The 11,987-nt window shown below is 56.8% G+C and carries 14 protein-coding genes; 6 read left to right on the plus strand and 8 right to left on the minus strand.

Translation table 11 applies throughout. From position 1 onward, the window contains the following. Positions 1-63 precede the first annotated feature (63 nt). Positions 64-747, minus strand: coding sequence for a molybdate ABC transporter substrate-binding protein (locus GNG27_RS19610; RefSeq protein ID WP_156264627.1), 684 nt, complete (start codon positions 745-747; stop codon positions 64-66). Continuing rightward, a complete protein-coding gene (locus GNG27_RS19615) occupies positions 747-1,799 on the minus strand; it encodes an ABC transporter substrate-binding protein (RefSeq protein ID WP_156264628.1) in 1,053 nt (350 codons plus the stop codon). The genes GNG27_RS19610 and GNG27_RS19615 overlap by 1 nt, the downstream gene beginning before the upstream one ends. A 167-nt stretch (positions 1,800-1,966) precedes the next feature. Between GNG27_RS19615 and GNG27_RS19620 the strand changes: the two genes are divergently transcribed. Next, entirely contained in the window at positions 1,967-2,950 is a 984-nt protein-coding gene (locus tag GNG27_RS19620) for a sensor domain-containing diguanylate cyclase (RefSeq protein ID WP_156264629.1), read from the plus strand. Beyond that, positions 2,947-3,663, plus strand: a complete 717-nt coding sequence (fucR, locus tag GNG27_RS19625; RefSeq protein WP_156264630.1) for an L-fucose operon activator — start codon at positions 2,947-2,949, stop codon at positions 3,661-3,663. Before GNG27_RS19620 ends, fucR begins: the two co-directional genes overlap by 4 nt. On the opposite strand, the gene GNG27_RS19630 is transcribed toward fucR, so the two are convergent. Then, complete coding sequence (locus GNG27_RS19630) at positions 3,660-5,207, minus strand: methyl-accepting chemotaxis protein (protein ID WP_156264631.1); 1,548 nt, start codon at positions 5,205-5,207, stop codon at positions 3,660-3,662. The genes fucR and GNG27_RS19630 overlap by 4 nt on opposite strands. Before the next feature lie 370 nt (positions 5,208-5,577). Continuing rightward, the gene (yghX, locus tag GNG27_RS19635; RefSeq protein ID WP_156264632.1) at positions 5,578-6,465 is read right to left on the minus strand and encodes a YghX family hydrolase; all 888 of its coding nucleotides are present in this window, start codon (positions 6,463-6,465) and stop codon (positions 5,578-5,580) included. 82 nt (positions 6,466-6,547) lie between these two features. Here yghX and GNG27_RS19640 point away from each other — a divergent pair, with 82 nt between their 5' ends. Continuing rightward, positions 6,548-7,588 carry an aldo/keto reductase gene (locus GNG27_RS19640; RefSeq protein WP_156264633.1) on the plus strand — a complete coding sequence of 347 codons (1,041 nt, stop codon included), beginning with the start codon at positions 6,548-6,550 and terminating at the stop codon, positions 7,586-7,588. A 46-nt stretch (positions 7,589-7,634) separates the two neighbouring features. On the opposite strand, the gene GNG27_RS19645 is transcribed toward GNG27_RS19640, so the two are convergent. Next, entirely contained in the window at positions 7,635-8,123 is a 489-nt protein-coding gene (locus tag GNG27_RS19645) for a TIGR00645 family protein (RefSeq protein ID WP_103822854.1), read from the minus strand. A gap of 81 nt (positions 8,124-8,204) precedes the next feature. Continuing rightward, positions 8,205-8,708: an ESA_00282 family adhesion-associated protein gene (locus GNG27_RS19650; RefSeq protein ID WP_142487090.1), complete on the minus strand. Its 504-nt coding sequence runs from the start codon at positions 8,706-8,708 to the stop codon at positions 8,205-8,207. Between the two features lie 105 nt (positions 8,709-8,813). On the opposite strand from GNG27_RS19650, the gene GNG27_RS19655 reads away from it, so the two are divergent. The 3 genes from GNG27_RS19655 (at position 8,814) to GNG27_RS19665 (ending at position 10,679) form a co-directional block, all read left to right on the plus strand. After that, on the plus strand, positions 8,814-9,218 hold the full coding sequence (locus tag GNG27_RS19655; RefSeq protein ID WP_142487091.1) for a hypothetical protein: 405 nt from the start codon (positions 8,814-8,816) through the stop codon (positions 9,216-9,218). After that, complete coding sequence (locus tag GNG27_RS19660) at positions 9,211-9,663, plus strand: cytoplasmic protein (RefSeq protein ID WP_142487092.1); 453 nt, start codon at positions 9,211-9,213, stop codon at positions 9,661-9,663. The genes GNG27_RS19655 and GNG27_RS19660 overlap by 8 nt, the downstream gene beginning before the upstream one ends. Before the next feature lie 119 nt (positions 9,664-9,782). Beyond that, complete coding sequence (locus GNG27_RS19665; protein ID WP_142487093.1) at positions 9,783-10,679, plus strand: SDR family oxidoreductase; 897 nt, start codon at positions 9,783-9,785, stop codon at positions 10,677-10,679. 118 nt (positions 10,680-10,797) lie between these two features. Here the strand turns inward: GNG27_RS19665 and exbD are convergent, their stop codons facing one another. Together exbD and exbB are read right to left on the minus strand one after the other, a co-directional pair. After that, positions 10,798-11,223 carry a TonB system transport protein ExbD gene (gene exbD / locus GNG27_RS19670; RefSeq protein ID WP_142487094.1) on the minus strand — a complete coding sequence of 142 codons (426 nt, stop codon included), beginning with the start codon at positions 11,221-11,223 and terminating at the stop codon, positions 10,798-10,800. 6 nt (positions 11,224-11,229) lie between these two features. Beyond that, positions 11,230-11,961, minus strand: coding sequence for a tol-pal system-associated acyl-CoA thioesterase (exbB, locus tag GNG27_RS19675; RefSeq protein WP_156264634.1), 732 nt, complete (start codon positions 11,959-11,961; stop codon positions 11,230-11,232). Positions 11,962-11,987 lie beyond the last annotated feature (26 nt).

Below are 11,987 nucleotides of genomic sequence, written 5' to 3' on the forward strand. Positions count from 1 at the left end.
GGCGCTGCGCTTGCCGGGCCTACGAACCTGTAGGCCGGGTAAGCGCAGCGCCACTCGGCAGAATTACGCACCGAAACCCGCCTGGTGCAGGATCGCTTTTGCCTTATCCGACCGTAGAAAATCCGCCAGCCGTTGCCCCTGCGCCGTCATCACCGCGCAGGCATATTCTGCACGTGGGTTAATGGGTGCCGGGATGTCGATAACCGTCAGCCCGGCTATCTCGCGCAATGTGGCCGCGTAGCTGGCGTAACCGATAAAGACCTCCGCCTGCCCGCTCTGGATAATCCACTCTGCTGCCAGCCTGCCCGCCGGAACGGGGGCCGATCCTCGCCCCCCCACCAGGGCCATTGCCCGTCTCTTCACCGCCCCGCCAGCGCCCCCCATCCGGGTAAAGAGCGTCTGCGTGTAATCCCCGGACGGATCGGCGCCCGCCGTCGAGGTGGCAACACGTAAATCAGCCCGGGTCAGCACCGAGCGCCAGTCATCGCCCTCGCGCAGCACCTCACTGCGCACGGTCAGACAGAGCCTGTTGCTGGCGAACGACGCCACGTATTGCGCCCGTCCGGCAGCCAGCAGCGACTGCGGGTGGGCAAGATTGGCCGAGGCAAAGAGATCGCAGGCCTCCCCCAATTCAATACGTTCCCGTAACAGCCCAGCCGGGCCGAACCGTGTTTCAACCGGTTCCGGAAAGTGGGCCAGTAATTGCGGCCATACCCTGCGCAGGCTGCCTGCCGCCAGCACGCGCATCAGTCGATCCCCTGCCAGGTGGTGCGATAGAAGCGCTGATACCAGTCGTTGGCCACTTTGCGCATATCCACGTCCTTAAACTTCTCCGGGTAGAGCTTTTTCGCCATCCACAGCTCGCCGATGCCCATCGCCTCCGGCATCGGGTAGCCCCAGGCTTTGGCGTAGTCCGGCATCCGGTAGACGCGCTGATTTTTCACCGCGTCAATGGTCTGCCACTGCGCGCCGGTTTTGATTTCGTTGACCACGGACGGGTACCGGTCCTGGACGAAAATCACCTGCGGGTTCCAGGCGATCACCTGCTCCATTGCCACGGTTTTGAAGCCCTGAATGGTCGCCGCCGCCACGTTAACCGCCCCCGCATGCGCCATCATCAGCCCGGTGTATTTCCCGGCGCCGTAGGTGGTCAGTTCCGGGTTAGCCATGTAGGCGCGAACGCGTTTTTCCGCCGGAATATCTTTCAGACGATCGCTGACCATCCTGCGGCCCCGATCGGTGGCGTTAATCAGCGCTTTCGCTTCGGGCTGCTTGTTAACAATCTCGCCGATCAAGGTAATCCCTTCGCGCAGCCCGAGATCGTAAGCCTGCTCTTCATCGGCCATCGTGGGGTTCATTTTCGCTTTTTCACCCGCGGCATCGTGACGCAGAGAAATGGCGACCACCGGAATACCGAGGCTGGCTATCTTGTCGATCATCTCCTGCGGCGCGTAGTTGGTGACAAACACCACATCTGGCTTCAGGGCCACCAGCTTCTCCGGGTCGACGTGGGTCAGATCGCCCAGGGTCGTTTTCTGGTTCAGCTCGGGGGCCAGACGCGCATAGCCGTCGCCCAGCTGCTGTTTCCAGTTCGCCATCACCCCGACGATTTTGTCGCTGGCGTTCATTTGCACCAGCAGGTTCAGGGTCTGATGCTGAAGCACCACCACGCGGTCAACCTCATCGGGGATCGTCGCGGTGCGTCCAGTCTGGTCGGTGATCGTGCGGGAGGCCTGAGAAGAGAGGGGCAGTAAAGCCGCTACGCCCAGGGTTAAAGCTTGCCAAAATTGCTGTTTCATCATGTCCTCGCATTCGCTATATACAACATTATACAGCGATGCGGTTATGCCGTCGTGCCTTCTTCAGGGGTAACAGGCCTTAACGCAAACCTCCCTCTTTTTTCAACAGCATATTTACAACCATCCGGTAAACTGGCATCAATAATTTCTTTCTTCAGATTATTCGCATGTCAGAAAAGGCGCTGGAACATCAGATTCAGATTCTCAAAAAGCACAACGCCCGGCTTGCCAGGCTGGCGCGTGACGCCCGCAACAAGCTCAGCGCTGCGCTCGACGGGACGGGTCTCTGTTTATGGCAGCTTGATGTTCCGACCGGGAAGCTGATTATCTATAACCGCCGCTGGGGCTCCATGCTGGGCTATCAGCCCAAGGAGCTGAGCGCGCAGTTTGAGATCTGGCGTGAGCATCTGCACCCCGATGACAGGCAGAACGTGCTCGATGCGTTCTACGATCATCTGCACGGCAAAACCCCCTTCTACGAAGCACTGCACCGGATGCAGCACAAAAACGGCACCGTCACCTGGGTGCTGGATCGCGGCCGCGTCACCGAATGGGATGAGCAGGGGAACCCCCTGAAGATGACCGGCACGCACATCGACATGACTAAAGAGAAGCAGTACGAGGAGCAGCTTGCCCAGCTGGCGAACCACGATCCGCTCACCGGCCTTGCCAACCGCCATGCGCTGCTCACGCACTTCGCGCAGCTCAAAGCCCAGGGGCCGCTGTGCATTGCTTTTATCGATCTGGATGATTTTAAAACGGTGAACGATACCTTCGGTCACCGTAGCGGCGATGAGCTATTGATCCAGCTCAGCCAGCGTCTGCGCGACACCTGCCCGCCGGGCGCTGTGGTCGGGCGTCTGGGTGGGGACGAGTTTGTCCTGCTGCTGCCCTTCCCGCTCGCCAGTCTGCTGGTAAACAGCACCGCACACCTCTGCCTGAATGCGGCCCTGACGCCGTTCGAGCTGGATAACGGCCAGGCGCAGGTGGGGGCCTCGGTGGGGATCGATGAGGTGCAGGAGCAGGATGATTTCGTCGATGCATTGCGCCGCGCCGATCGCTCGATGTACCAGATCAAGCACACCGGCAAGAATGGCGTGGCGATTGGCCAGACGCTAATCTCTGTCTCCCGAACCGGAACGCAGTCATGAAAAGCACCCGTCATCAGGACCTTATCCGCCTGCTGGCGGCGTCCGACTGGCTGACCACAGACGCCCTTGCCGCGGAGCTTAGGGTCAGCAAAGAGACGATTCGCCGGGATCTGAAACAGCTTCAGCAGCAGGGCAAGATTGTTCGCCATCACGGGCGAGCGCGGGCCATTCACCCGGACCACCGCGACGGCGGCGAACCCTTTGGCGCGCGGCTGAAAAGCCATTACGCCGACAAAGCCGACATTGCCCGTCACGCCCTGGACTGGGTCAGCGACGGAATGACTCTGGCCCTGGACGCCAGCTCAACCTGTTTTCATCTGGCGCGGCAGCTGCCGGATATCGCCCTGACGGTGTTTACCAACAGCCTGCCCATCTGCCTTGAACTGGCGAAGCGCGAACGCATCACCCTGATCTGCTCGGGCGGAACGCTGGAGCGGAAATATCGCTGCTATGTGAACCCGGCTCTGGTGACGCAGCTGAAGGCCCTGGAGATCGACCTGTTTATTTTCTCGTGCGAGGGGGTGGATGAGCAGGGTGTGATGTGGGATCCCACCCCGCACAGCGCGGGTTTTAAGTCGCAGCTTCTCAGTCGTGCCAGCCAGTCGCTGCTGTTAATCGACAAAAGCAAGTTTCAGCGGTCCAGTGAAGTGAAAATTGGTCACCTTTCACAGGTGACCCAATTGATCAGCGACGTGCAGCCCGGCCGCCGCTAGCTCGCCAGGCGGAACTTCTGCACCGAGCGTTGCAGCTCCTCGGTCTGACGCTCCAGCGCGGAGGCCGCGGCCGACACCTGCTCCACCAGCGAGGCGTTCTGCTGGGTCACGCCGTCCATCTGGGTAATTGCCACCCCCACCTGCGAAATGCCTTTGCTCTGCTCTTCCGAGGCGGCGGCAATCTGCTTCATGATGGTGGTCACGCCGGTAATATCACGCATCACCGCCTCCATGGTGGTGCCGGTATCGTTCACCAGTCGGGCGCCCTCCTCCACCCGGGAGACGGAGTCGGTAATCAGCCCTTCGATCTCTTTTGCCGCACTGGCGCTGCGGCTGGCGAGATTACGTACCTCGCCCGCCACCACTGCAAAACCACGCCCCTGCTCACCCGCGCGCGCCGCTTCTACCGCTGCGTTGAGGGCCAAAATATTGGTCTGGAAGGCAATACTGTTGATGACGCTGGTGATCTCCGCGATTTTCTTCGAGCTGACGGAGATGCCGGTCATGGTGTTGACCACGTTATCCACCAGCGCCCCGCCGCGACTGGCGGTGAGAGAGGCCAGATCCGCCAGCTCGCTGGCCTGACGGGCATTGTCGGCGTTCAGCTTCACCGTGGCGGTGAGTTGCTCCATGCTGGCCGCCGTCTCTTCCAGCGCCGCCGCCTGCTCTTCGGTACGCGACGAGAGATCGTTATTGCCGCTGGAGATCTCCGTGGCGCCGCGCCAGATATTCTCGCTACCGCTGCGGATGGTGCTGACCGCTTCGCGCAGGCTGTCCTGCATCGCCGTCAGCAGCGGCACCAGCTGGCCCACGCAGTTACGGCCAAAGGGGGCGATCGGCTGGCTGAGATCGCCCTGGGCAATCTGACGAAAGTGGTGGCGGAGCTGATCCAGAGGTTTCACCAGCATGGCGACCAGGTAGCGATCGGCGAACAGCAGGATCAGCAGACCGATGATGGTCGCGGTGACGATCACCGTCCGGGTGAAGCTGGTCAGGCCGTCCACCGTCACGCGGGTACTGTCGAGAATGCTGTCGGCGGCTTTATTGAATTTTCCGGCACTGTCGCCAAAGGCCCGGCTCAGCGGTGGGGTGACGTTATTCGCCTGCTGGCGATAAGCATCAACGTTGCCCTGCTGCGCGAACTGCATCTGGGGCTTTACGCCGTTCTCCAGCAGCGCCTGCCAGCTGGCGATCACCTGGGATGAGATCTGCGCATCCATCGGCCCCGGCGACATGGCTTTCATCTCCTCGAGCTTATTGCTCATGGTGTCCAGCGCCTGCTGGACGGAGGTGAGATCCGCCGTACCGCCCGCCGCCTGCACGTCCATCGCCCGGCTCAGACGGGTGACGAAGCGGAAGTACTGATCGTTGCCCTGGCTGAGCACCGTCATCTGTTTGACCAACTGCCGATCGACCTCATTGCCATCGGCAACGCGTGACAGTGCCCAGGAGCCGTACAGCCCAACGCCCGCCCACATTAAACAGAAAATCCCCAGAATCGTCAGCATGACGAACCGGATCGTGAAATTACGAAACACCTGCATATTTATTTCCTTGCCATGAGAGAGATATCGCCCGGAGGCGAGTATTACCCTCGTTATCGGCAATAAAATGCGAAGCGGTACTTTTATTGGCTAATTTTATAAAACTTTTTATTTCTGTTTAATAAGTGTGGAAATTAAGATGCGGTATCGGTGGCATTACCCCTTAAAATAACCTGCCTTTATATTTCATAAAGTTGCAAATATAAAGCATCTATTCCACCTTTACCCGCATAATGATTAAGGGATGAGTGGCATTGCATTTCCGCCCTTTGACGGTAATAAAAATGTCATAAAGCAAAAAGACTATTGTCGGGTGCAATAAATAATGCGGACCCGGCAGTGGGATGCCTGCCGGGCATTTTCTGGCAGGTTAACTCAAATATTTTTCAAACCATCCCAGGGTTCTTTTCCAAGCTAATTCCGCGGCGGGCTCGTCGTAACGCGGGGTAGAATCATTGTGGAATCCGTGGTTTACGCCAGGATAGATCCAGGCTTCATATACCTTGCCGTTAGATTTAAGCGCGGCTTCATAAGCAGGCCAGCCCTCGTTAACATTCTTGTCGAGTTCGGCGTAATGCAGCAGGAGCGGAGCCTTGATTTTGGCGACATCCGCCGCTGGAGGCTGGCGGCCATAGAAAGGCACCGCGCAGGCCAGTTCCGGCCAGGCGACCGCCGCGGCATTAGAGACCCCACCGCCATAGCAGAAACCGGTGATCCCTACCTTGCCCGTGGCGTCCGGGTGTTTTTCCATAAACCCGACGGCGGCAAAGAAGTCGTTCATCAACTTCGTTGGATCAACCTTCTGTTGCAGGACCTTCCCTTCTTCATCGTTACCGGGATAACCGCCCACCGAGCTTAAGCCATCCGGCGCCAGCGCGATGTACCCCGCTTTCGCCACCCGACGCGCCACATCCTCAATGTAGGGATTAAGGCCGCGGTTTTCGTGCACCACCACCACCGCCGGGACTTTACCGGTGGCTTTAGCCGGTTTCACCAGATAGCCGCGCACCTGGCCATGACCGTCCGGCGAGGGATAGGTAATGTACTCGGGCAAAATGTCGGGATCGGTGAACTTCACCTGCTCTGCGAGGGCGTAATTGGGCTTGAGCATATTGAACAGCGCCAGCGCCGTGACGCCGCCGACAGCATAGCGGGCAGCCAGATTGAGGAACTCACGTTTGTTGATTTTGCCGTGAGCGTAATAATCGTAGTAGTCGAGCAATTCCTGAGGAAAGTCTTTGGCGGTCATACGCGTCATCGCATATCTCCATGAATTGTGAACGAACAAAGGATAGAATAGAAACGCTGTTTCGAAAATCAATCATCAGAAAGGAGACATCATGCCCTGGAACGCCTCCCCGAACCGCTACGAGACCATGCAGTACCGTTACTGTGGAAAAAGCGGCCTGCGCTTACCCGCCCTGTCACTCGGCCTGTGGCACAGCTTCGGCCACGTCCACGCCCTCGATTCACAGCGCGCTCTGCTGCGAAAAGCCTTTGACTGCGGCATTACTCACTTCGATCTCGCCAATAACTATGGCCCACCGCCGGGCAGCGCGGAGGAAAATTTTGGCCGCCTGCTGCGCGATGATTTCGCGGCGTATCGCGATGAACTGATTATCTCCACCAAAGCAGGCTATGACATGTGGCCGGGCCCGTACGGTGCGGGCGGCTCGCGCAAGTATCTGCTCGCCAGTCTCGACCAGAGCCTGAAGCGGATGGGCCTGGACTACGTCGATATCTTCTACTCGCACCGGGTGGATGAGAACACGCCGATGGAAGAGACGGCCTCTGCGCTGGCGCAGGCGGTACAGAGCGGTAAGGCGCTGTACGTCGGCATCTCCTCCTATTCACCGGAACGCACCCAGAAAATGGCGGAGCTGCTGCGCGAGTGGAAAATCCCGCTGCTTATCCATCAGCCCTCTTATAACCTGCTCAACCGCTGGGTGGACAAGAGCGGCCTGCTGGATATCCTGGCGGCTAACGGCACCGGCTGTATCGCCTTTACGCCGCTGGCGCAGGGGCTGCTGACCGGGAAGTACCTCAACGGCATTCCTGACGGCTCCCGTATGCAGCGCGAAGGTAAAAAAGCGCGCGGCCTGACCGAGAATATGCTCACCGACGCTAACCTCAACAGCCTGCGTTTGTTGAATGAGATGGCGCAGGAACGCGGTCAGACGATGGCGCAGATGGCCCTGAGCTGGCTGCTGAAGGATGAGCGCGTGACGTCAGTGCTGATTGGCGCCAGCCGGACGGAGCAGCTGGAGGAGAACGTGCAGGCGCTGAATAATCTGCACTTTAGCGAGGATGAGTTGCAGCGGATTGATCGGCACGTGGCCGACGGGCAGCTGAATCTGTGGCAGGCGTCATCAGATAAATAGTGTTTGCCTCTCTCCCCGTCGGGGAGAGAGGATCCCGGCCGCGTATTTACTTGCGGCTCAGCTTATCCAGATATCCCATCACAAACGCCGACAGCACAAACGTCAGGTGGATAATCACGTACCACATCAGCTTGTTATCCGGGATGTTCTTGGCATCCATAAACACCCGCAGCAGGTGGATCGACGAGATGGCCACAATCGAGGCGGCCACTTTGTTTTTCAGCGACGAGGCGTCCATTTTACCCAGCCAGCTCAGCTTCTCTTTATCAGAGGAGATATCCAGCTGCGAGACGAAATTTTCGTAACCTGAGAACATCACCATCACCAGCAGGCCGCCTACCAGGGTCATATCCACCAGCGACAGCAGAAGCAGGATCAGGTCGGATTCTGCGACACTGAATATATGCGGCAGGACGTGAAAAATTTCCTGGAAGAATTTAATACAGAGGGCCACCAGCGCCAGCGAGAGGCCAAAATAGACCGGGGCCAGCAGCCAGCGGGAGGCGTACATTGCGTTTTCAAAGAAGCGTTCCATAGAGTCCTGTCTGCAAACGAAACCAGCGCGCAGTATATCGCAACGGGGTAAAGTGTTTGCAACAACTAAACAACAACGCCCCTATACCTGCTCCGGCTTAACGACAGGACGTTGATATTCCGGCCAAACCAGTACGACCAGCGATGGATAGGCCTCAAGGCTGAACTCACGAAAACACTGGCTCAGGTTCATTACCTCCAGATCGGAATGCGACACTTTCTCACCATTCAGGCAGCGCTTCTTGATATTGTCGTAATATTTGTAGACCGCCGAGTTAAGATCGCTGCAACGACGCTGCGCCTCAAACAGGTCAGGAATGCTATTTATTTCCACCATATTCATTCGTTTAATTGTGGCATGGAGGAAATCAATATATTCATGATTAACACGCCAGTACCAAACCGGCGTAATCGCATTCATTAACACCGAAAAATGGTCTTCGCCCTCTTCTTTTGACATCCGCTCTGGCTGGGCAGAGGCGTGCGCGTTCTCCGCTTCGCTACTTTTATTGAACTCGCGCATCAATAAAAGAACTACGGCAGTAAGCAATAACAAAGTAATGACAGTATAAAAAATGCTGTTCATATAGGCAGGCTCCATTTTTTTTGATTTTAAATTTGCCTCATGTTATTGTCAACGAATCTCACACTCCAGACAACCCTACCCTGTTGAAATTAAAGGAAATATAAAATGTTGCCCGACAATCTGGTCCCGGCTAAGTTTCACATTTCTTCCGTGGAACCGAAACCACCAGAAGCAGAAAGCAATGCAAATTTCACTAAGGGGAAAAGAACACTCGCAGATTATGCGCCCGATATATTAATTGGTGTTACCCGTACCGGTAACTCCCGCAATATGTTGCTCGAAGAGCACGACCGCCATATAAAGGACCGGTTATTCCGGGTAGTTAAAATCGAGGTCTTCGCCCGTTTGCTCAATGATCTGCAAGCGGAGGGGGAAATAGACGCGCAAGCACTAAGTCAAATATTGACGGAAAAAACCGATGAGATAAACGAAGCCGGTAATGACATCTGGCTGAATCTAATTACTTGCGAAAAAAACACGCCCATTTTTTATAAGCTAGGGGATGAATAACGTGAAGGATGTTGATAACAACAACGTTTATTTAGCTTTAGATGATAAAAAGAGCGATGAATTTATCTTAGAGCAAAACCTGGCTGCACTTAAAGAGATTAAAAATGCGGAAATACAACGCATTGCGAAAGAGCTGCTCTCCATTCCCGCCGGTCTGGTGCGTCTGAAATGGCAAAACCGTCGTGAAATTTACCCTTTGCAGGTTAAAGAAGAGATCTACGGCGCGACAATAAACGCCATTATGCAGCAGCGACCAGACTTAAAAGATAAAATACTGGCCCGCCTGGAAACCAATTATCAGTATTTGCGGGCACGTGAAACCGCCACCCTGCGTGTTACCCGTAAGCTGGCCGATCAGGGCTATCGCACATCCAGCGTGACCACCGTCGCACTGAATGAAGACGTGCTGGCCGCGAAAGCCGACATCCCTCCGCAAAAGCCGTAAACCCCGCCAGTTCGTACCGCCTCGCCCGTTGCTGATTTAAGGATTATCCTGAATGATCCTCACTTCCTGGTTGATTCTCCTAAGCTTAAAGCCTGACTAACCACTCAAGGAGAACCTCAATGGCAAATTCCCAGAGCAAAATTCAGAATCCTAAAACCCAGTACCACACCGGCGAATATCCACAGCAGAAGCAGCCTGCCCCCGGGGTGCAGAGCAAAATGGATCCGGTGCCGGACTGCGGCGAGAAGAGCTATAAGGGCAGCGGCAGACTACAGGATCGTAAGGCACTGGTGACAGGGGGCGATTCAGGCATTGGACGCGCTGCCGCCATCGCTTACGCGCGTGAAGGAGCGGACGTCGCCATTAACTATCTGCCTGCCGAAGAAGAAGATGCGCAGCAGGTGAAGCAGCTGATTGAAGAAGCTGGACGCAAAGCGGTGCTGATCCCCGGCGACCTGAGCGATGAAAAATTTGCCCGTTCACTGGTGCATAAAGCCCATCAGGAACTGGGCGGGCTGGATGTGCTGGCGCTGGTGGCCGGTAAGCAGGTTGCGGTCGAAAAGATTGCCGACCTGACGACGGAGCAGTTTAAGCAGACCTACGCGGTGAACGTGTTCGCGCTGTTCTGGATAACCCAGGAAGCGCTGCCGCTGCTGCCCGCCGGGGCGAGCATTATCACCACCTCGTCGATCCAGGCCTATCAGCCCAGCGCCCATCTGCTGGATTACGCTTCAACCAAAGCGGCTATCCTTAACTTCAGCCGCGGGCTGGCGAAACAGGTGGCAGAGAGCGGCGTGCGCGTCAACGTGGTGGCCCCAGGGCCTATCTGGACGGCGCTACAAATCTCCGGCGGCCAGACTCAGGAGAAAATCCCGCAGTTTGGTCAGCAGACCCCGATGAAGCGCGCAGGGCAGCCTGCGGAGCTGGCACCGGTGTATGTCTATCTGGCAAGCCAGGAGTCAAGCTATGTGACGGCGGAAGTGCACGGGGTGTGCGGCGGGGAACATCTGGGGTAGTGGTGCAGCGCCGGGTGGCGGCTTCGCCTTACCCGGCCTACATGTTGAACGTAGGCCCGGTAAGCGTAGCGCCACCGGGCAAATACAAAAACGGCAACCCTTGGGTTGCCGTTTTTGTTTATTTCGCGACTGTCTTCTCTTCGCCGACCAGGCCAATCTTCAGGTAACCCGCCTGATGCAGCGTGTCCATTACCTTCATCATGGTTTCGTAGTCGACGGTCTTATCGGCACGGAAGAAGACGGTAGTGTCTTTCTTGCCGTCGGTCAGGGTATTCAGCGCCGGGATCACCGACTCCTCAGTCACCGGATCGTTACCCAGGAACATGGATTTATCGGCTTTCACGGACAGATAAATCGGTTTTTCCGGGCGCGGCTGCGGCTGGCTGGATGACGCGGGCAGATTGACCTTCACGTCCACCGTCGCCAGCGGCGCAGCAACCATGAAGATAATCAGCAGAACCAGCATGACGTCGATAAACGGCGTCACGTTGATTTCGTGCATTTCGCCGTTATCGTCCAGATTTTCATTAAGACGCATTGCCATGACGAATTAACCTACGTGTAATTTCTGAGCAGAACGGACCGGCTTCACCGAGCTGGCGCTGAGGTCCAGATCGCGGCTTTGCAGCAGCAGGACCTGAGCGGCAACGTCACCGAGGGTGGCTTTGTAGCTGCCGATCATACGGGCGAAGATGTTGTAGATGACTACCGCCGGGATAGCTGCAACCAGACCAATCGCCGTCGCCAGCAGGGCTTCTGCGATGCCCGGTGCCACAACCGCGAGGTTAGTGGTTTGCGTCTGGGCGATGCCGATGAAGCTGTTCATGATGCCCCAGACCGTACCAAACAGACCAACGAACGGTGAAATCGCACCGATAGTCGCCAGGTAGCCGTTACCACGGCCCATATGACGACCAATGGCCGCAACGCGACGCTCGAGGCGGAAGCCGGTACGCTCTTTAATCCCTTCGTTATCTTCGCTGCCTGCAGAAAGTTCGAGCTCGTTCTGGGCTTCGTTGATTAACTGGGTGGTCAGGCTTTTGGCCTGGAAGGAAGAGGTCATGTCGCTCGCCTGATTCAGGGTGCGAGCCTCGGCCAGCTGCTGCTGCTCGCGCTTAAGACGGCGCTTGTGCGAGATAAGCTCTACGCTCTTGCTAAAGAAAATAGCCCAGGTGACGACGGACGCCAGAATCAAGCCGATCATCACAATCTTCACTACGATGTCGGCATGATGATACATGCCCCAGACGGAGAGGTCCGTCTGCATCAAATTATTACCCACTCGGTATCTCCAGGACGCAAATCACA

Origin of the sequence: Leclercia sp. 119287, assembly GCF_009734485.1 — a bacterium.
Classification (GTDB): domain Bacteria; phylum Pseudomonadota; class Gammaproteobacteria; order Enterobacterales; family Enterobacteriaceae; genus Enterobacter; species Enterobacter adecarboxylatus_C.

Excerpts from the sequence above, each read along its gene's own strand:
- GNG27_RS19660 (WP_142487092.1), top strand. The coding sequence starts at position 9,211 with ATGAATAACGTGAAGGATGTTGATAACAACAACGTTTATTTAGCTTTA.
- exbD (WP_142487094.1), bottom strand. The coding sequence starts at position 11,223 with ATGGCAATGCGTCTTAATGAAAATCTGGACGATAACGGCGAAATGCAC.
- GNG27_RS19645 (WP_103822854.1), bottom strand. The coding sequence starts at position 8,123 with ATGGAACGCTTCTTTGAAAACGCAATGTACGCCTCCCGCTGGCTGCTG.
- GNG27_RS19620 (WP_156264629.1), top strand. The coding sequence starts at position 1,967 with ATGTCAGAAAAGGCGCTGGAACATCAGATTCAGATTCTCAAAAAGCAC.
- GNG27_RS19610 (WP_156264627.1), bottom strand. The coding sequence starts at position 747 with ATGCGCGTGCTGGCGGCAGGCAGCCTGCGCAGGGTATGGCCGCAATTA.
- fucR (WP_156264630.1), top strand. The coding sequence starts at position 2,947 with ATGAAAAGCACCCGTCATCAGGACCTTATCCGCCTGCTGGCGGCGTCC.
- GNG27_RS19650 (WP_142487090.1), bottom strand. The coding sequence starts at position 8,708 with ATGAACAGCATTTTTTATACTGTCATTACTTTGTTATTGCTTACTGCC.
- GNG27_RS19665 (WP_142487093.1), top strand. The coding sequence starts at position 9,783 with ATGGCAAATTCCCAGAGCAAAATTCAGAATCCTAAAACCCAGTACCAC.
- GNG27_RS19630 (WP_156264631.1), bottom strand. The coding sequence starts at position 5,207 with ATGCAGGTGTTTCGTAATTTCACGATCCGGTTCGTCATGCTGACGATT.
- GNG27_RS19615 (WP_156264628.1), bottom strand. The coding sequence starts at position 1,799 with ATGAAACAGCAATTTTGGCAAGCTTTAACCCTGGGCGTAGCGGCTTTA.
- GNG27_RS19655 (WP_142487091.1), top strand. The coding sequence starts at position 8,814 with ATGTTGCCCGACAATCTGGTCCCGGCTAAGTTTCACATTTCTTCCGTG.
- GNG27_RS19640 (WP_156264633.1), top strand. The coding sequence starts at position 6,548 with ATGCCCTGGAACGCCTCCCCGAACCGCTACGAGACCATGCAGTACCGT.
- yghX (WP_156264632.1), bottom strand. The coding sequence starts at position 6,465 with ATGACGCGTATGACCGCCAAAGACTTTCCTCAGGAATTGCTCGACTAC.